General features: G+C 71.8%; 16 protein-coding genes. 9 read left to right on the forward strand and 7 right to left on the reverse strand.

The genetic code is table 11. From position 1 onward, the window contains the following. The 6 genes from cysD to H0H10_RS37430 form a co-directional block, all read left to right on the forward strand. Positions 1-903 (forward strand): sulfate adenylyltransferase subunit CysD (cysD, locus tag H0H10_RS37400; RefSeq protein WP_223181028.1); only part of this gene is annotated, 903 nt, incomplete at its 5' end. A 2-nt stretch (positions 904-905) separates the two neighbouring features. Beyond that, positions 906-2261: a sulfate adenylyltransferase subunit 1 gene (locus H0H10_RS37405; RefSeq protein ID WP_188185678.1), complete on the forward strand. Its 1356-nt coding sequence runs from the start codon at positions 906-908 to the stop codon at positions 2259-2261. Positions 2262-2500: 239 nt separating this feature from the next. Continuing rightward, a complete protein-coding gene (locus H0H10_RS37415; protein ID WP_188185680.1) occupies positions 2501-3604 on the forward strand; it encodes an aliphatic sulfonate ABC transporter substrate-binding protein in 1104 nt (367 codons plus the stop codon). A 34-nt stretch (positions 3605-3638) separates the two neighbouring features. Further along, positions 3639-4427 (forward strand): ABC transporter ATP-binding protein, encoded by a 789-nt coding sequence (locus H0H10_RS37420; RefSeq protein ID WP_188185681.1) that lies wholly within the window; start codon positions 3639-3641, stop codon positions 4425-4427. Beyond that, positions 4414-5307, forward strand: coding sequence for an ABC transporter permease (locus tag H0H10_RS37425; RefSeq protein ID WP_188185682.1), 894 nt, complete (start codon positions 4414-4416; stop codon positions 5305-5307). Before H0H10_RS37420 ends, H0H10_RS37425 begins: the two co-directional genes overlap by 14 nt. 11 nt (positions 5308-5318) lie before the next feature. Beyond that, positions 5319-6059 (forward strand): sirohydrochlorin chelatase, encoded by a 741-nt coding sequence (locus H0H10_RS37430; RefSeq protein WP_188185683.1) that lies wholly within the window; start codon positions 5319-5321, stop codon positions 6057-6059. A gap of 333 nt (positions 6060-6392) precedes the next feature. Here the strand turns inward: H0H10_RS37430 and H0H10_RS37435 are convergent, their stop codons facing one another. After that, positions 6393-6941, reverse strand: coding sequence for a DUF1697 domain-containing protein (locus H0H10_RS37435; protein ID WP_188185684.1), 549 nt, complete (start codon positions 6939-6941; stop codon positions 6393-6395). Between the two features lie 396 nt (positions 6942-7337). Between H0H10_RS37435 and H0H10_RS37440 the strand changes: the two genes are divergently transcribed. Then, the gene (locus H0H10_RS37440) at positions 7338-9584 is read left to right on the forward strand and encodes an MMPL family transporter (protein WP_188185685.1); all 2247 of its coding nucleotides are present in this window, start codon (positions 7338-7340) and stop codon (positions 9582-9584) included. A gap of 98 nt (positions 9585-9682) precedes the next feature. On the opposite strand, the gene H0H10_RS37445 is transcribed toward H0H10_RS37440, so the two are convergent. From H0H10_RS37445 to H0H10_RS37460, 4 genes are all read right to left on the reverse strand, one after another. Beyond that, positions 9683-10885, reverse strand: a complete 1203-nt coding sequence (locus H0H10_RS37445) for a glycosyltransferase (RefSeq protein WP_188185686.1) — start codon at positions 10883-10885, stop codon at positions 9683-9685. Between the two features lie 71 nt (positions 10886-10956). Continuing rightward, positions 10957-12243: an ABC transporter substrate-binding protein gene (locus H0H10_RS37450; RefSeq protein ID WP_188185687.1), complete on the reverse strand. Its 1287-nt coding sequence runs from the start codon at positions 12241-12243 to the stop codon at positions 10957-10959. Further along, positions 12243-13076: a carbohydrate ABC transporter permease gene (locus tag H0H10_RS37455; RefSeq protein WP_188185688.1), complete on the reverse strand. Its 834-nt coding sequence runs from the start codon at positions 13074-13076 to the stop codon at positions 12243-12245. Before H0H10_RS37455 ends, H0H10_RS37450 begins: the two co-directional genes overlap by 1 nt. Beyond that, positions 13073-14008, reverse strand: coding sequence for a carbohydrate ABC transporter permease (locus H0H10_RS37460; RefSeq protein WP_188185689.1), 936 nt, complete (start codon positions 14006-14008; stop codon positions 13073-13075). Before H0H10_RS37460 ends, H0H10_RS37455 begins: the two co-directional genes overlap by 4 nt. Before the next feature lie 148 nt (positions 14009-14156). On the opposite strand from H0H10_RS37460, the gene H0H10_RS37465 reads away from it, so the two are divergent. Beyond that, the gene (locus H0H10_RS37465) at positions 14157-15020 is read left to right on the forward strand and encodes a phosphotransferase enzyme family protein (protein ID WP_188185690.1); all 864 of its coding nucleotides are present in this window, start codon (positions 14157-14159) and stop codon (positions 15018-15020) included. A 63-nt stretch (positions 15021-15083) separates the two neighbouring features. Here the strand turns inward: H0H10_RS37465 and H0H10_RS37470 are convergent, their stop codons facing one another. Both H0H10_RS37470 and H0H10_RS37475 read right to left on the reverse strand, forming a co-directional pair. Next, entirely contained in the window at positions 15084-15806 is a 723-nt protein-coding gene (locus H0H10_RS37470; RefSeq protein WP_188185691.1) for a 3'-5' exonuclease, read from the reverse strand. 103 nt (positions 15807-15909) lie between these two features. After that, positions 15910-17160 carry a DUF5919 domain-containing protein gene (locus H0H10_RS37475; RefSeq protein WP_188185692.1) on the reverse strand — a complete coding sequence of 417 codons (1251 nt, stop codon included), beginning with the start codon at positions 17158-17160 and terminating at the stop codon, positions 15910-15912. Between the two features lie 354 nt (positions 17161-17514). Between H0H10_RS37475 and H0H10_RS37480 the strand changes: the two genes are divergently transcribed. After that, the coding region (locus H0H10_RS37480; protein WP_262506339.1) for a glycogen debranching protein at positions 17515-18541 on the forward strand (1027 nt) is incomplete at its 3' end.

Consider the following 18541-nt stretch of genomic DNA (forward strand, 5'->3'; position numbering starts at 1 on the left):
GACTCCCCGTACGCCCTCTCGCACCTGGACGCCCTGGAGTCCGAGGCGGTGCACATCTTCCGCGAGGTGGCGGGTGAGTTCGAGCGGCCGGTGATCCTGTTCTCCGGCGGCAAGGACTCCATCGTCATGCTGCACCTGGCGCTGAAGGCGTTCGCCCCCGCGCCGCTGCCGTTCGCCCTGCTGCACGTCGACACCGGGCACAACTTCCCCGAGGTCCTCGACCACCGCGACCGCGTCGTCGCCGCCCACACACTCACGCTCCACGTGGCCCGCGTGCAGGACTACATCGACCGGGGGGTGCTGCGGGAACGCCCGGACGGCACCCGCAACCCGCTGCAGACGCTGCCCCTGACGGAGAAGATCCGCAGCGAGAGGTTCGACGCCGTGTTCGGCGGCGGCCGCCGCGACGAGGAGAAGGCCCGCGCCAAGGAACGGGTGTTCTCGCTGCGCGACGAGTTCTCCCAGTGGGACCCGCGCCGCCAGCGCCCCGAACTGTGGAACCTGTACAACGGCCGGCACGCCCACGGCGAGCACGTCCGCGTCTTCCCGCTGTCCAACTGGACCGAGCTGGACGTGTGGCAGTACATCGCCCGCGAGAACATCGAGCTGCCCGAGATCTACTACGCCCACGAGCGCGAGGTCTTCGCCCGCTCCGGCATGTGGCTGACGGCCGGCGAGTGGGGCGGCCCGAAGGACGGCGAGACGGTGGAGAAGCGGCGGGTGCGCTACCGCACCGTCGGCGACATGTCCTGCACCGGCGCGGTCGACTCCGACGCCGACACCATCGAGAAGGTGATCGCCGAGATCGCCGCGTCCCGGCTCACCGAGCGCGGCGCGACGCGTGCCGACGACAAGCTTTCCGAGGCCGCGATGGAAGACCGCAAGCGCGAGGGGTACTTCTAGCCATGACCAGCACCACCGAACCCACCGAGCCGCTGTCGGTCGAGCAGCTGTCGGCGACCACCCTGCTGCGGTTCGCCACCGCCGGGTCCGTCGACGACGGCAAGTCCACCCTCGTCGGCCGGCTGCTGCACGACTCCAAGTCGGTCCTCGCCGACCAGCTGGAGGCCGTGGAGCGGGCCTCCGCCAGCCGCGGCCAGGACACCCCGGACCTCGCGCTGCTCACCGACGGCCTGCGCGCCGAGCGCGAACAGGGCATCACCATCGACGTGGCCTACCGCTACTTCGCCACGCCCCGGCGCCGGTTCATCCTCGCCGACACCCCCGGGCACGTGCAGTACACGCGGAACATGGTCACCGGCGCGTCCACGGCCGAGCTGACGGTGATCCTGGTCGACGCCCGCAACGGCGTCGTCGAGCAGACCCGCCGGCACGCCGCGATCGCCGCGCTGCTGCGGGTCCCGCACGTCGTCCTCGCCGTCAACAAGATGGACCTCGTCGGCTACGAGGAGTCCGTGTTCGCCGCCATCGCCGAGGAGTTCACGGCGTACGCGACCGAGCTGGGCGTGCCGGAGGTCACCGCGATCCCGATCTCGGCGCTCGTCGGCGACAACGTCGTGGAAGCCTCCGCCCACATGGACTGGTACGGCGGCCCGACCGTCCTTGAGCACCTGGAGACCGTCCCGGTCAGCCACGACCTGGCGCACTGCCACGCCCGGCTGCCCGTGCAGTACGTGATCCGGCCGCAGACCGCCGAGCACCCCGACTACCGCGGTTACGCGGGCCAGATCGCCGCCGGCACCTTCCGTGTCGGCGACGAGGTGACCGTCCTGCCCTCGGGCCGCACCACGAAGGTCACCGGCATCGACCTGCTGGGCGAGCCGGTCGACGTCGCCTGGACGCCGCAGTCGGTGACGCTGCTGCTGGAGGACGACATCGACGTCTCCCGGGGTGACCTGATCGTCCCGACGAAGGACGCGCCGGCCACCACCCAGGACGTCGAGGCCACCGTGTGCCACGTCGCCGACCAGGCGCTGACCGTGGGCCACCGGGTGCTGCTCAAGCACGGCACCCGCACGGTCAAGGCCATCGTCAAGGACATCCCGGCACGCCTCACGCTCGACGACCTGTCCCTGCACCCGCACCCGGGCCAGCTCGTCGCCAACGACATCGGCCGGGTGAAGATCCGTACCGCCGAGCCGCTGCCCGCCGACTCCTACGCCGACTCGCGGCGCACCGGCTCGTTCATCCTGATCGATCCCGGTGACGGCACCACGCTCACCGCCGGTATGGTCGGCGAGTCGTTCGCCGCTCCGGAGCCGGTCAAGGACGGCGCCGACGACGACGGTTGGGACTTCTGAGCATGAACTCCCCCGACGTCTACTCGACGTTCGCCAAGGAGGGCGGCCGGATCGGCAGCGGTGCTCTCGGCAGCGGGCAGGGCGGGGTGGCGCGATGTGCGCGCTGACGTACGCGCACTGCCTGCGCGCCCGCACCCCCCACCCGCACAGCCGAAGACCTGCCGACCTCCCGGCCACGACCTGACACCTCGGACGAACCGACAGGCGTGACCGCCGGGCCAACGAGAGGAACACCTCCCGTGCCTGCCAGCACCGTCCTGCGCCGCACCTTGGCCACCGTGGCCGCCCTCCCCCTCCTCGCCCTCGCCGCCTGCGGGTACGGCTCGCAGGCGAAGGACGACGACACGGCCCAGGTCGCCGCGGGTGCCGAGAAGATCGACGGTCTCGACTCCGTCAAGATCGGCTACTTCGGCAACGTCACCCACGCCACGGCCCTGGTGGCCAACCAGAAGGGCTTCTTCCAGAAGGAGCTGGGCGCCACCAAGGCCAAGTACGCGACCTTCAACGCGGGCCCCTCCGAGATCGAGGCGCTCAACGCCGGCTCGATCGACATCGGCTGGATCGGCCCCTCCCCCGCGATCAACGGCTACACCAAGTCGGGCGGCAAGAACCTGCGCATCATCGGGGGCTCGGCCTCCGGTGGCGTGAAGCTGGTCGTGAACCCGGAGAAGATCAAGTCCCTGAAGGACGTCAAGGGCAAGCGGATCGCGACCCCCCAGCTCGGCAACACCCAGGACGTGGCGTTCCTCAACTGGATCGCCGAGCAGGGCTGGAAGGTGGACGCGCAGAGCGGCAAGGGCGACGTCACGGTCGTCCGCAGCGACAACAAGGTCACGCCCGACGCCTACAAGGCCGGTTCCCTGGACGGCGCCTGGGTGCCGGAGCCGACCGCGTCGAAGCTGGTCGCCGAGGGCGGCAAGGTGCTGCTCGACGAGGCCGACCTGTGGCCCGGCAAGAAGTTCGTGATCACGAACATCATCGTGTCGCAGAAGTTCCTCAAGGAGCACCCGAAGGCCGTCGAGGCGGTGCTGAGGGCCTCCGTCGAGACCAACAAGTGGATCAAGGCCAACCCGGACGAGGCCAAGGCCGCCGCCAACAAGCAGCTGGAGACCGACACGGGCAAGGCGCTGCCGGCCGACGTCCTCGACCCGGCGTGGGAGTCGATCCAGCTCACCGACGACCCGCTGGCCGCCACCCTCGACGCCCAGGCCGAGCACGCGGTGCAGGCCGGACTGCTGGAGGAGCCCGACCTCAGGGGCATCTACGACCTCACGATCCTCAACAAGGTCCTGAAGGCCGCGGGCGAGCCCGAGGTCGACGACGCCGGTCTCGGCGTGAAGTAACCCCGGATCCGACAACCCCCAGGAGGTGACGACCATGGCCACGACCCTCGCCAAGGCCGCCGACGGCACCGAGGCGGCCACGCACGCCGCCCGGATCGAGCATGTCTCGAAGTCGTTCGCGGGCCCCGCCGGACAGCAGCTCGTGCTGGACGACATCACGCTCGATGTCGCGCCCGGCGAGTTCGTCACCCTCCTGGGGGCCTCCGGCTGCGGCAAGTCCACTCTGCTGAACCTGGTGGCGGGCCTGGACCGGCCCAGCGCGGGCACCATCACCACCGACGGGCGTCCGGCGCTGATGTTCCAGGAGCACGCCCTCTTCCCGTGGCTGACCGCGGGCAAGAACATCGAGCTCGCCCTGAAGCTGCGGGGCGTGCCGAAGTCCGAGCGGCGCGACAAGGCCGACGAGCTCCTGGAACTGGTCCGTCTCAAGGGCGCGTACGGCAAGCGGGTGCACGAGCTGTCGGGCGGGATGCGCCAGCGCGTGGCGATGGCCCGCGCCCTCGCCCAGGAGAGCCGGCTGCTGCTGATGGACGAGCCGTTCGCGGCGCTGGACGCGATCACCCGGGACGTGCTGCACGACGAGCTGACCCGGATCTGGCGCGAGACGCGGCTGTCCGTCCTGTTCGTCACGCACAACGTGCGCGAGGCGGTCCGGCTCGCGCAGCGCGTGGTGCTGCTGTCGTCCCGTCCCGGGCGCGTCGCTCGCCAGTGGACGGTCGGCATCCCGCATCCGCGCCGCATCGAGGACACCGCCGTGGCGGAGCTGTCCGTCGAGATCACCGAAGAACTGCGTGGGGAGATCCGCCGCCATGGCCAGCACTGACACGACCCCCGCCAAGGACGGCGCCGATCTCGCCGGCCTGGAGGCGGGCCTCGACGCACTGGAGACGGTGCAGCAGGGCCGCAAGCCCTTCCGGCAGACCTTCGTGGAGAAGATCCTGCCGCCGATCACCGCGATCCTGCTGGTGCTGGTGGTGTGGCAGGGCCTGGTCTCGTTCAAGATCGTCGACGATCCGTCCAAGCTGCCCGCCCCCTCCGACGTGTGGCAGGTGGTCCGGGACGCCTGGCTCCAGGGCGAACTGCTCGGCTACATCTGGACTTCCGTCTCGCGCGGTCTGCTGGGCTTCTGCTTCGCGCTGCTGATCGGCACCCCGCTGGGGCTGCTGGTGGCGCGGGTGAAGTTCGTGCGCGCGGCGATAGGGCCGATCCTGTCCGGTCTGCAGTCGCTGCCGTCGGTGGCGTGGGTGCCGCCGGCCGTGATCTGGCTGGGCCTGAACAACTCGATGATGTACGCCGTCATCCTGCTCGGCGCGGTCCCGTCCATCGCCAACGGCCTGGTCTCCGGCGTCGACCAGGTGCCCCCGCTGTTCCTGCGGGCGGGCCGCACCCTGGGCGCGACGGGTCTGAAGGGCACCTGGCACATCGTGCTGCCGGCCGCGCTGCCGGGCTATGTGGCGGGACTGAAGCAGGGCTGGGCGTTCTCCTGGCGGTCGCTGATGGCCGCCGAGATCATCGCGTCCTTCCCGGACCTCGGCGTCGGTCTCGGCCAGTTGCTGGAGAACGGCCGCAACGCCAGCGACATGGCCATGGTGTTCGAGGCCATCCTGCTCATCCTGATCGTCGGCATCGCCATCGACCTGCTGATCTTCAGCCCGCTGGAGCGGTGGGTGCTGCGCAGCCGCGGCCTGCTGGTGAGGAACTGAGGTACGTCATCATGCCCCTGCCGGTCCTGCTCGTCATCGCCCACGGCAGCCGCGATCCGCGGCACGCCGCGACCGTGCACGCCCTCGTGCGGCGGGTCAGGTCACTGCGCCCGGACGTACGGGTGGAGACCGGCTTCCTGGACTTCAACGTGCCCTCGGTGCAGGGGGTGCTGGAGTCCCTGGCCGCGCAGGGCGTGCGGGACGTCGTGGCCCTGCCGCTGCTGCTGACGCGCGCCTTCCACGCCAAGGCGGACATCCCGGCCGTCCTCGCGGACGCGCCGCCCCGGCTGCGCATCCGGCAGGCGGAGGTGCTGGGCCCGTCCCCGCTGCTGCTGTCGGCGCTGGAGCGGCGCCTGTACGAGGCGGGCCTCGCGCCCGCCGACAAGTCCTCGACCGGGGTCGTGCTGGCCTCGGCGGGGTCCTCCGACCCGGAGGCGATCGCAGTGATCGCACATATCGCGCGGGAGTGGCGGCACACCGGTTGGTGCGCCGTGCGGCCTGCGTTCGCCTCCGCATCCCTGCCGCGCACCGAGGACGCGGTGCGCGAGCTGCGGGAGCTGGGCTGCGCGCGCGTCGCCGTGGCCCCGTACGTCCTGGCCCCCGGCTTCCTCCCGGACCGCATCGCACGGGGCGCGGCCGACGCGGACGTCCTGGCCGACGTACTCGGCCCGGCACCGGAGGTGGCGCGCCTGCTGCTGGAACGCTACGCGGCGGCGCACCTTCCGGTGCCACTGGCGGCGCTCGGCGCCTGACGCCGACCGCCGGCGTCCCGCCGGTGACGCGGAGCCGACCGGGTGTCCCCACCGGCCCGCCCGAGTCGCGCCCGGCACCGGCCTCGACGTGCGCGGCGCCGACCGGCTCGCACGCGCGGCCCGAACGCTCCGCCGGCCCACCGGCCCACACCGCGCCGGCGGCGACGCGCAGCCGGGCGGATGTCCCCCGACCGCCCGAGTCGGGCCCGGCACCGGCCTCGTCGCCGCGGCGCGCGGCGTCGACGTGCGCCGGGTCGTGCGCGGTGGCGACCGGCTCGGGCGCGCGGCCGGACGGTGCGGCGGCCCGGGCCGGATCACGCCGTGCCCGCGTGTTCAGGTGGTGGTCAGGTCCACGAGCTTGATGACGGTGTTCCAGTTGCGGGTGGTGGCGATCAGGCCCTTGTTCAGCCGGGGGCGGGACAGGGCCTCGGCGAGCTTGGAGCGGCCGAGGCCGTCCGGCGCGTAGAGGTACAGGGCGCGGTCGCCGAGGCGGAACTCCTCGGGGAGGAAGGCGGCCTGGTCGATCTCCGCGAAGCGCTCCGCGTCGACCGGCGTGGAGAAGTAGGTGACGTGGAGCTGTTTGGCCTCCAGGCCGGCCGCGGGGAACGGGCAGGCGTCGGCGACCGCCTTCAGGTAGGCGTGGTCACGCACGATCACGTCCACCGCGAAACCGAAGTGCTTCTCGATCGCGTCCCCCAACTCGGCCGCCAGGGACTCCTCGTCCCCGCGGTCGGAGGCGAACACGGCCTGCCCGCTCTGCAGATAGGTGCCCACGGCGTCGTGGCCGAGCCCCTCCATCAGCGTGCGCAGTTCGGCCATCGGGACCTTCCTGCTGCCGCCCACGTTGATCCCGCGCAGCAGTGCCGCATACCTCGTCGTCATGCTCACACCATAGAACGGCCGTCGTGCCCCGTGGGGGTGGGCACGACGGCCGGGTCCGCACCGGCGGACGTGCGCGCCACTCTGGCCGATGTGCGCGGCGCGGATCAACCGCTACACGCACCTGTGACTTATTCAACAACCTTGCGGAATACCGGGGGAACACCGCCGGGCCGGTGCGGCACGACCCGGCCGCCCCTGATCACCACCCCCGAGACGTCCCGATAGATGTAAGGGACCGCCGTCCTCCCCAGCGGTGACGTCCGCGGTACGAGGGGATGAGCCGGGACGGTCCCACGTCACCGGACAGCACGACGAGATGGCTTTATCCGGCCCCTACCTTCGAAGCGCAAGGTGGCGGCAGGGGGCCGCCACCGCTCACGAGGGGGCAAGCCGGTCATGGGGAACGGAGACACACGGGTGCGGGGCCTCGCCGCCCGGGCCGGCGGCTGGAGCGCCCGGCACCGATGGGCTGCCGTCGGCATCTGGGTACTGTTCGTCGTCCTGGCGATGGGGCTCGGTTCGGCGGCCGGCCGGGTCGACGTCGGCGACAGCGACCAGCTGGGGGGCGAGACGCGGACCGCCGCCAGGATCATCGAGGACGCCGGGATCGACGAGCCGGCCGGCGAGACGGTCCTGATCCAGGCGAGGGACGGCGGCCTCACGGCCACGGACGCCGAGTTCCGGGCCGCCGTCACCGCGGTCGTCACGGCGGTGGAGGCGACCGGGAAGGTCACGGACGTGACCTCGCCGTACGACACCGAGACGATCTCGAAGGACGGCCGCAGCGCGCTGGTGCAGTTCGACATGCGCGGCGAGGCGGACACCGCGGGCGAGCGGGTCGAGCCGGTGCTGGAGGCCGTCGAGAACGTCCAGAAGGACCACGAGCGCCTGCGGATCGAGGAGATCGGCGGCGCCAGCATGATGAAGACGTTCGACGACGCCTTCGGGGACGACTTCAAGAAGGCCGAGTACTCCGCGGTGCCGGTGGCCCTCGGCATTCTGCTCATCGCCTTCGGCGCGCTGGTGGCGGCGCTGCTGCCGGTGGCGCTGGCGATCACCGCGATCATGGCGACCATGGGCCTGATGGCCCTCGTCAGCCACCTCCAGCCGATGAGCGAGACCGCCAACTCCGTGATGCTGCTGGTCGGTCTGGCCGTCGGCGTCGACTACTGCCTGTTCTACCTGCGCCGCGAACGCGAGGAGCGGGCCGCCGGACGGGACGCGCAGACCGCGCTCAGGATCGCCGCCGCCACCAGCGGCCGGGCGATCGTCGTCTCCGGCATCACGGTGTGCGTGGCGATGGCGGGCATGCTGTTCACCGGTATCGCCGAGTTCGAGGCGATGGGCCTGGCCTCGCTGATGGTGGTCGCGGTGGCCATGGTCGGGTCGGTGACGGTGCTGCCCGCGCTGCTGTCCCTGCTGGGCGAGCGGGTGGAGAAGGGCCGTGTGCCGTTCCTGCGCCGGCGCCGCAAGGGCGGCGGCGGGGAGAGCCGGTTCTGGACGGCCGTCCTCGGGCGCGTGCTCGCCAGGCCCGTGCTGTCCGTCGTCGTCGCCACCGGCGCGCTGCTGGCCGTCGCGGCTCCCGCGATCGGCATGAAGACGCAGAACCTCACCCTGGACCAGGAGTTCGGCGACTCGCTGCCGATCGTGCAGACGTACAACCGCGTCAACGAGGCGTTCCCGGGCGGCTCCGAGCCGGCCGAGGTGGTCGTCAAGGCCGACGACATCAACGCTCCCGAGGTGAAGGCCGCGCTCGCCGGCTTCCGTGAGCAGGCGGTCGCCTCGGGGGCCTCGCGCGGCCCGGTCGACATCGAGCTGCACGACGCGCAGAACATCGCCCTCGTCTACGTGCCGCTGGTCGGCGGCTCGGACCTGGACAAGGCGGGCGAGAGCCTGGACAAGCTGCGCGACGACGTGCGTCCGGCCACGCTCGGCAAGGTCGACGGGGTGGAGGCGCCGATCACCGGGCAGGTCGCCGGGTCGAAGGACTTCAACGACCAGCTCGTCGGCTCGGTCCTGCCGGTCTTCGTGTTCGTGGTGGTCTTCGCCTTCCTGCTGATGCTGCTGTCGTTCCGCTCGCTGACCGTCGCGCTCACCTCGATCGTGCTGAACCTGCTCTCGGTGGGCGCCGCGTACGGCATCCTCGTCGCCGTCTTCCAGCACGGCTGGGGCGCGTCGCTGGTGGGCGCGGAGGGCGTCGGGGCCATCATCACCTGGCTGCCGCTGTTCCTCTTCGTGATCCTGTTCGGCCTGTCGATGGACTACCACGTGTTCGTGGTCTCGCGGATCCGCGAGGCGCGGCTGGGGGGACGTACGATGAAGGACGCCATCCGGCACGGGGTGGTCACCACGGCCGGGGTGGTCACCAGTGCCGCGGTCATCATGGTCGCCGTGTTCGCCATCTTCGGGACGCTGTCCATGCAGTCCATGAAGCAGATGGGTGTCGGTCTCGCGGCGGCGGTGCTGATCGACGCCACGATCATCCGGGGCGTGCTGCTGCCGGCCGTGATGGCCCTGCTCGGGGAGCGCAACTGGTACCTGCCGAAGTGGCTGCACCGGTTGCCGGACCTCAGCCACGACGAGTCGCCCGCGGCCGTCGCGCCCCTCGCGCGGGACGACGAGGGCGAGCGGGTCGGGGTGTGAGCGCCCGCCCGTGAACGGCCGGGGGCCCGCCCCTGAACGGCCGGGGGCCCGCCGGTTCCGGAGCGGAACCGGCGGGCCCTCCCGCGTTGCCGCCGCGGTCAGCCCCGGGCCGCGGCCAGCTCCGCCTCGATGAGGTCGGCCGCACGCCGGGTGCCGCCCTCCTGGGCCATCTGGGCCTGGATCTCCTTCAGGCGCCGGGCGACCTCGGGGTCGTCGACCAGGGCGAGGGCGGCGGTGCGCAGCGCCTCGGCGGTGGCCTCCTCGGTGGGCAGGTGCCGGGCGACGCCGAGGCCCTGGAGCATGTCGGCGTTGCCGAACTGGTCCACGGCCTGCGGTACGGCGATCATCGGCGTGGCCGTGGCCAGGCCCTCCTGGCTGCCGCCGGCGCCCGCGTGGGTGACGAACAGGTCCGCCTGCTTGAGGATCGCCAGCTGCGGCACCCAGGAACGCACTTCCACGTTCGCGGGTACGTCGCCCAGCTCGGCGGGGTCGACGTGCCGGCCGACCTGGAGCACCAGGTGCCAGCCCGGCAGCTCGCCGAACGCCTTGACGCACTCCCGGTAGAACGCCGGCTGCTTGGTGAAGGACGACCCGAGGGAGACCAGGACGACCTTCTCCGCGCCGGCGGGGCGCTGCCAGTCGCCCTCGGCGCTGCGGTCGCCCTGGCAGGCGCCGACGAAGGTGTACGTCTGCTCGTCGACCCGGTCGGCGTTGGGCTGGAGCGCCTTCGGGATCAGCACCAGGGAGCGCGCCGGGCGGCCGGCGAAGTCGTCCGGGTGCATCGTGATCCCGTTCTCCTCCAGCCAGCCCTGGAAGCGGGCGTAGTACGCCTTGCCGCGCTCGGTCTTCTTCGGCTCCTCCCACATCGGTTCGGCGACCTCCTTCTCGTAGCCCTCCCAGGCGACGAGGTTCGGGGAGAGCGAGATCGCGGGCACGCCCCAGCGGTGGGCGAGGACGCGGGCCGGGTAGGAGGTGATGTCGTGCAGGACGAGGTCGGGTTCGTCGCCCTCGTAGGCCTCGATGAGCTGCGGGAGCGCCTGGATCGCGTCGTTCAGGAACGGCTCGACGTTGTCCAGCAGGGTGGTCCCCCAGGCCTCCGGGTCGGCGTCGGGTCCGGGCAGGGTGGAGTTCCACAGCTTGGGTTCGGCGCCGGTCTCGGCGACCTTCTCGGCGAAGTGCGGCGGGATCGCGTACGTCACCCGGTGTCCCCGCGCGACGAGCTCGCGGATCACCTCCAGGCTGGGGTTCACGTGCCCGTGCGCGGCGACGGAGAACATGGCGATGTGTGCGCGACTGGTCATGCCCCGACCGTATGCGAGACGAGACGTCTCGTGCAAATCAATTACGTCACGCCGCCGGGACGCGTCCCGGTTCAGCGCTGGTAGCGGGCGAGGACCAGGTTGCCGTCCTCCTCCAGTCGTGTGCGCAGCTCGTCCAGGCCGATCGCCCCGCTGTAGTACTCCTGGAGGGCGGGGGTCGCCACCTTGTCCTTCCACTCGGGGTAGCCCCGGACCGACTGCGCGGGCGCCGGGCGCAGATGGGCGGCGAGGGCCGTGCCGGTGGCCCAGCCGTGCTCGTCCGTGTGCAGCGCCGGGTCCTTGAGGGCCTGCGTGCCGGTGGGCAGCATCCAGTCGCCGAGGGCGAGGCGCACCATGTTCGCCGGCCGCAGGAGGAAGTCGATGAACTCGGCGGCCGCCCGCTTGTGCGGGCTGTCCTCGGCGATCGACAGCGTCTGCGGGCTGACGCCCTGGGTGAGCCCGCCGGCGCCCGCCGGGGCCGGCAGCACCTGCCAGTCGAAGCCCTCCGGCGCCTGCTGCACGATCTGCTGGCGGTAGGAGAACCCGAGCGGCACCATCGCGTACTTGCCCGCGAAGAACCCCGGCAGGGTGTCGGAGCCGCCGCTGCCGAGGGTCGACGAGGAGGCGCTGTGGTCGGTGTTGGCCTGGTCGTGGATGGTGCGCGGCACCACCTGGTCGGCCTCCTCGAAGCGGACGGTGACCTTGCCGTCCGCGCCGCGGTGGAACAGCTGCCCGCCGGCCGACAGCGACAGGTTGAGCGTGGCGGACACGGGCTCCTTCAGCGGCCAGGCCACGCCGTACCTCCCGTCCCCGCTCAGCTGCCCGGTCACCTGCCGGAACTCCGGCCAGCTCCAGGGGTGTTCGGGTGTGGGGATCCGGACGCCCGCCTTCTTCAGCAGCTCCGTGTTGGCGATCAGCACCCGCGGTTCCTGGAGGAAGGGCACCCCGTAGACGCCGTCGCCGAAGGTGGTCGTCTCCCAACTGCGCTGCGGGATGTCGGACTTCAGCCGCTCGGGCAGCAGGTCGGTCAGATCGGCGAGGTAGCCGCCGTAGGCGAAGTCCGCGAGGTCGTCGGAGGCGTCGTGGATGACGTCGGGCGCCTCGCCGCCCTCGAAGGAGGTGAGGAGCTGGTCGTGCACGCTGTCCCAGCTGCCCTGGATGTACTCGACCCGGACGTCCGGGTGGGTGGCGTTCCACTCCCGGACCAGCTCCTTGTTGGCCCGCACCGACTCGTCCTGCCAGGCCAGGGACTGGAAGCGGAGGGTGATCCGGCCGTCGTCGGCGTCACTGCCGCCACCCGTGCAGCCGGCCAGGAGCAGGGTCAGGGCGAGGGCGACGAGCAGGGTGATCCGTGTGCGCATCAGCTCTTCACCGCCCCGGCGAGCATGCCGCCCGTGATCCGTCGCTGGATGACCGCGAAGACGACCAGTGAGGGCAGCGTCGCGAGGAACGCGGCGGCCGCCAGCGGGCCGAGGTCGGCGACGCCCTCGGCCCCGATGAAGTGGGTGAGCACGACCGGCAGGGTCTGTTTCTCCGGGGTCTTCAGCAGGACGAGCGCGAAGAAGAACTCGTTCCACGCGGTGATGAACGCGAACAGCGCGGTCGCCACGATCCCCGGCGCGAGCAGCGGCGCGGTCACCGACACCAGCGTCCGCAGCCGCCCGGCTCCGTCGACCGCCGCCGCCTCCTCCAGCTCGACCGGTACGGCCCGGACGTACCCCGCGAGCATCCACAGCGCGAACGGCAGCGACCACACCACGTACACCATCACCAGCCCCGGGACGGAGTTGATCAGCCGGAGGTTCTTCAGCACCAGGAAGAGCGGGATGATCAGCAGGACGAAGGGGAACGCCTGGCTGACGACGACCCAGCCGGTGGCCGCCCTGGTGAGCCGGGAGCGGTGGCGGGCCATGACGTAGGCCATCGGGGTCGCGATCACCACGGCGATCAGCGCGGCTCCGAGGGCGGCGAGCAGGGAGTTGGACGCTGCGCGCAGCAGCGGCTGTTCGTCGAAGGCCTGCCGGAAGTTGGCGAGGGTGGGGTCCTCCGGGATCCAGGTGGGGTGCAGGCTGCCCAGCTCCCGCGGCGGCTTGAAGGCGGTGGAGACCAGCCACAGGAACGGGAAGGCCAGGAAGACGAGATACGCCAGCAGGGCCGCGTACTGGCCCGCGCGGGCCGCGGTCGACGTCTTCACGCGTCCTCCCCTCCCCGCAGCCGGCCGACGAGGAAGACCGCCAGCAGGATCGAGACCACGGCGACCATGACACAGCCCATCGCCGCCGCGTAGCCGAACTGCCCGTAGCGGAAGGCCTCTTCGTAGGCGAAGAGCATGGGCAGCCGGGTCCGGCCGCCGGGGCCTCCGTTGGTCAGCACGTAGACCAGGGCGAAGGAGTTGAAGTTCCAGATGAGGTTGAGCGCGGTGATGGCGAGCGCGACGGGTCTGATGGCGGGCCAGGTCACGGTGCGGAACCGGCGCCAGGCTCCGGCGCCGTCCACCGCGGCGGCCTCGTGCAGCTCCCGGGGGGTGTTCTGCAGCCCGGCGAGCAGGGCGACCGTCGTCTGCGGCATGCCCGCCCAGACGCCGACGACGATCACGGCGGGCAGGGCGGTCGCCAGTCCGCTGAGCCAGTCCCGGCCGTCGCCGAGGCCGAGGTCGCGCAGGGTCTCGTTGAGGACGCCCGCGTCCGGGTTGTAGACGATGCGCCACATGATGCCGACGACGACCTCGGGCATCGCCCAGGGGATGATGGCGAGCGCCCGGGCCAGCCAGCGCAGTCGCAGGTTCTGGTTGAGCAGCAGGGCGAGGCCGAGGGCGAGCAGGAACTGCGGCACGGTCACGCCGACGGCCCACACCAGGCCGATCCGGAACGACTCCCAGAACAGCGTGTCGTGCAGCAGGTCCCGGAAGTTCAGGGCGCCGATCCACTGCGTGGGCTCCGTCCGGCCCGACTGGGCGTCGGTGAACGCCAGCAGGATGCCGTAGAGCAGCGGTCCGACGCTGAGGACCAGGATGGGGATCAGCGCGGGCAGCACCAGGAACCACGCGCCGTGGCCGGCGGCAGGCCGTGGCCGGCCCGTCGCGGGCGCGCCGCGCGCCGGTCTCTTCGCCTCGGTCACCGATGTCACGTCATCAGCCCCTTTGCGCCGCTCGGACGGGCCTGGCCATGGTCGTGAAGGCGCGATGCCCCGTCAAGACACCGCGCACACCGTCCGACCTGTGCGAATGCGACACTGGCCGACGGAGAACGGTCGAGTACAGACACGGAGGCGGACGATGGACGAGACACGGGCGCGGGAGGTACTGGCCGCGGCGGGGGTGCTGCCCGGCCCGGTACGGGACGCGCGGCTGCTCGCCCTGGGCGAGAACGCGGTGTTCGCCGCCGGCGGTCTGGTGGTGAAGGTGGGCCGCGACGCCGAACTCCTGGACCGGGCACGCCGGGAGCTGGCCGTCGCGGTGTGGCTGGAAGAGGCGGGTGTGCCGGCGGTACGGGCGGCCGAGCCGAAGGCGCTGCTGGTCGACGGGCACCCGGTGACGGTGTGGCACCGGCTGCCCGACCCGGTGCGGCCCGCCGAGCCGCGGGACGTGGCCGAACTGATCCGGCTGGTGCACGCACTGCCCTCCCCCTCCTTCGAGCTGCCGCCCCGCGATCTGCTGGGCGGTGTCGAACGCTGGCTGCGGCTCGCGGGCGACGCGATCGACCCCGCGGACGCGGCGTATCTGCGCGAGCGCCGCGACGGCTTCGCGGCGGCCGCCGCCGCGCTCACGCCCCACCTGGCGCCGGGTCCGATCCACGGCGACGCGCTGCCCCGCAACGTGCACGTCGGTCCCGACGGTCCGGTCCTCATCGACCTGGAGACCTTCTCCTCCGACCTGCGCGAACACGACCTCGTGGTCATGGCGCTCAGCCGGGACCGCTACGGGCTGCCGGCCGAGGCGTACGACTCCTTCACCGCCGCCTACGGCTGGGACGTGCGCGAATGGGAGGGCTGCGCGGTGCTGCGCGGCGCCCGCGAGACGGCCAGCTGCGCCTGGGTCTCCCAGCACGCCCCGACCAACCCCAAGGCCCTGGCCGAGTTCGAACGCCGGGTGACGTCCCTGCGGAACGGAGACACGACGGTGCGCTGGTACCCGTTCTGACCCGCACCCAGGAGGGTCCGGCTCCCCCACGCGGCGGGTCCCGGGCGAGCCCCGGTGGGCGGATCAGACGCGTTCGGCGGTCGGCTCCCGCAGGGGCCACGTGCCGTCGACGACCGCCGTGGGGTCGCCCTTGCGGCGCAGGAAGTTCTGGAAGTCGGCCGCCCACTCGGCGTACCACTCGATCTGGCGCCGGTGCAGTTGCGCCGGGCCGAGGGCCGCGACCTTGGGGTGGCGGCCGGCTATCGCGCAGGCCAGCCGGGCCGCGGCGAGGGCGTCGGCCGAGGCGTCGTGGGCGGCGTCGAGCGGCACGCCGTACTCCTTGCAGACCGCCTCCAGGTTGCGCTTGCCGCGGCGGTAGCGGTCGACGGCGCGGTCGATGGTGTACGGGTCGATGACCGGGGCGGGGTCCAGACCGCCCAGGCGGTCGCGCAGGGACGGCAGCCCGTACCGCCGCAGTTCGGCGGAGAGCAGGGAGAGGTCGAAGGCCGCGTTGTAGGCGACGACCGGGACGCCGGCCCTCCAGTGGTCGGCGAGGACACCGGCGATGGCGTCGGCCACCTGGTCGGCGGGGCGGCCCTCGGAGGCCGCGCGCTCGCTGCTGATGCCGTGCACCGCCACCGCGTCCGGCGGGATCTCCACGCCCGGGTCGGCCAGCCACTCCCGGCGCCCCAGCGGCTCCCCGCCCCTGACCTCGATCACGGCGCCCGTGACGATGCGCGCCTCGCGCGGATCGGTGCCCGTCGTCTCCAGGTCGAAGCCGATCAGCAGCTCCCGGTGCCAGCCCATGGGCGGTCCCCCTTCTCGGTGGTGCGTTCCCCCAGTGGCCTCCACCTTCGCATGCGCCACTGACAACCCGAGGCCCGCATTCCGTTTATGCCCGCCCGGCGGGTCACGACACAGGGCGCGAATCCGCCCACATCAGCTCGAACTCCTCACGGTAAGTGGGGAAGAGTCCACCTTCGTCGACCTGGTCCGCTTTCAGAACCTTGCTCCCGTTCCGCCCGTTCCGCAGCACGAGCACCGGCGCCTCCATCCCCCGCGTCCGGCGCAGGTACGACTGCACCACCGCGATGCCGTCGGCGCCGTCCCCGTCGACGAGGTAGGCCGTGAAGCGGGGCGTCTCGTCGAAGACCTGGATCTCGAAGGCGCCCGGATCGCGCAGCCGGGAGCGCACCCGCCGCATGTGCAGGATGTTCATCTCCACGGCCCGGCTCAGCTCGCCCCGCTTGATGCCGAGTTCGCGCTCGCGGCGCTTGATCGCGCTGGAGGCCGGGTTCAGGAACAGCAGCCGCACCCGGCCGCCGGACTCGGCCAGCCGTACCAGACGGCGGCCGGAGAAGTTCTGCACGAGCAGGTTGAGCCCGATGCCGAGGGCGTCCAGACGGCGGGCGCCGCCGAAGATGTCCTCGGCCGGGAACTGGCGCAGCAGCCTGACCCGGTCCGGGTGCACGGCGACCACGTCGGCGTACCGGTCACCGACCAGGTCCTCCACCGCGTCCACGGGGAGCCGGCGCGCCGAGGGCACGTCGCTGCCGGCGCCGAGTATCTCCAGCAGCCGCGCCGAGGCCCGCTCGGCCTGGCTCAGGACCGCCTCGGACAGCGCCCGGTTGCGGGAGACGACGTTCCGGGTGACCTCCAGCTCGTCCAGCGCGAGCTCCACGTCGCGGCGCTCGTCGACGTAGGGCTCGAAGCAGGGCCAGTGCTGCACCATCAGCTCGCGCAGCTGCGGCAGAGTGAGGAAGCTCAGGACGTTGTCGTCGGCCGGGTCGAGCAGATAGCCCTTGCGGCGGCTGACCTCGCGGACGGCGACCGCCCGCTGTACCCACTCCTGACCGGCGGGTCCGGCCGCGGCGACCACCCAGTCGTCGCCGTGGACGGGTTCGTAGACGGGCCGCAGGACGGCGGCCACGACCGCGCGCAGCCGCTGCTCGACGAGGTTCAGCCAGATGTAGGCCCGGCCGGCCCGCTGCGCGCGCGTGCGCACCTCGTGCCAGGCGTCGGCGTCCCAGTCCAGCTCCGGACCGATCGCGCCGGCGTCCATCGGCCGCGCCAGGGACACCGCACCGGGCGGGACGTCCGTGGAGCTCCCCTCGTGACCACCCTCGTCACCAGGGGGCAGCTCCAGCCCTCCCGAGCCCACCCGCGCACCGCCTTCCGCTCCCCTGAGCACTCCCGGGGACTACCCGTCTCAACGATCAAGGAAGGGTACTCCGGTAGCGGTGCGCGGTGCAGCCTGATGGACAGGCTCGTTTTGCCAACGGCCGTGTTCCACGGGCTCGTTCCGCCCCACCGGCCCGTGGGGAGTGAGCGGATTCATAGCCGTGACGTCGTACGGGGCGGGGAAGAATCCGTCGCGCCCGCCTCCCGAACCCCACCGGGCGGATCCCCGGCCGATGAACAGGAGCACGTGAGTGCTAGGTGGCCGCCTCACTTTCGGGGAGACTCGGAGCCAAGGCGTCCGCACCGGCGCCCCCCACCTGAAAGAGTCGTGTCCATGCAGGTCTGGCCTGGAGAGGCGTACCCACTCGGCGCCACGTACGACGGCGCCGGCACCAACTTCGCGGTCTTCACGGAGGCCGCGGACCGAGTAGAGCTGTGTCTGCTGCACGACGACGGCTCCGAGACGGCCGTCGAGCTGCGGGAGAGCGACGCGTTCGTGCGGCACGCGTACGTGCCGGGCGTGATGCCGGGGCAGCGGTACGGCTACCGCGTGCACGGCCCGTACGCCCCGGAGCGCGGGCTGCGCTGCAACTCCGCGAAGCTGCTCCTCGATCCGTACGCGCGTGCGATCAGCGGTTCGGTCCAGTGGGGCGAGGAGGTGTACGGCTACCACTTCGACGACCCCGGCCGGCGCAACGACCTGGACTCGGCGCCGCACACGATGACATCGGTCGTGGTCAACCCGTACTTCGACTGGGGCGACGACCGGCGCCCCCGGACGGAGTACCACCACACGGTGATCTACGAGGCCCACGTCAAGGGCCTGACCATGCTGCACCCGGGTCTCCCCGAGGAGCTGCGCGGCACCTACGCGGCCCTCGCGCACCCGGCGCTCATCGAACACCTCACGGGGCTGGGGGTGACCGCGCTGGAGCTGATGCCGGTGCATCAGTTCGTGAACGACCACCGCCTGGTGGACATGGGCCTGGCCAACTACTGGGGCTACAACACGATCGGCTTCTTCGCCCCGCACAACGCCTACGCCTCCTGGGGCGACCGCGGCCAGCAGGTGCTGGAGTTCAAGTCGGCGGTGAAGGCGCTGCACGAGGCCGGGATCGAGGTCATCCTCGACGTGGTCTACAACCACACCGCCGAGGGCAACCACCTGGGTCCGACGCTGTCGTTCAAGGGCATCGACAACCCGTCGTACTACCGGCTCGCGGACGACCCGCGCTACTACACGGACACCACGGGCACGGGCAACTCCCTGCTCATGCGGTCCCCGCACGTCCTCCAGATGATCATGGACTCGCTGCGGTACTGGGTCACCGAGATGCACGTCGACGGCTTCCGCTTCGACC

It is taken from the genome of Streptomyces griseicoloratus, from assembly GCF_014534645.1.
Lineage (GTDB): Bacteria > Actinomycetota > Actinomycetes > Streptomycetales > Streptomycetaceae > Streptomyces > Streptomyces griseicoloratus.

Bases quoted from the DNA above. Each gene is read 5' to 3' on its own strand.
- H0H10_RS37470 (WP_188185691.1), bottom strand. From the start codon at position 15,806: ATGGGCTGGCACCGGGAGCTGCTGATCGGCTTCGACCTGGAGACGACG.
- H0H10_RS37405 (WP_188185678.1), top strand. From the start codon at position 906: ATGACCAGCACCACCGAACCCACCGAGCCGCTGTCGGTCGAGCAGCTG.
- H0H10_RS37430 (WP_188185683.1), top strand. From the start codon at position 5,319: ATGCCCCTGCCGGTCCTGCTCGTCATCGCCCACGGCAGCCGCGATCCG.
- H0H10_RS37425 (WP_188185682.1), top strand. From the start codon at position 4,414: ATGGCCAGCACTGACACGACCCCCGCCAAGGACGGCGCCGATCTCGCC.
- H0H10_RS37445 (WP_188185686.1), bottom strand. From the start codon at position 10,885: ATGACCAGTCGCGCACACATCGCCATGTTCTCCGTCGCCGCGCACGGG.
- H0H10_RS37440 (WP_188185685.1), top strand. From the start codon at position 7,338: ATGGGGAACGGAGACACACGGGTGCGGGGCCTCGCCGCCCGGGCCGGC.
- H0H10_RS37450 (WP_188185687.1), bottom strand. From the start codon at position 12,243: ATGCGCACACGGATCACCCTGCTCGTCGCCCTCGCCCTGACCCTGCTC.
- H0H10_RS37435 (WP_188185684.1), bottom strand. From the start codon at position 6,941: ATGACGACGAGGTATGCGGCACTGCTGCGCGGGATCAACGTGGGCGGC.
- H0H10_RS37465 (WP_188185690.1), top strand. From the start codon at position 14,157: ATGGACGAGACACGGGCGCGGGAGGTACTGGCCGCGGCGGGGGTGCTG.
- H0H10_RS37420 (WP_188185681.1), top strand. From the start codon at position 3,639: ATGGCCACGACCCTCGCCAAGGCCGCCGACGGCACCGAGGCGGCCACG.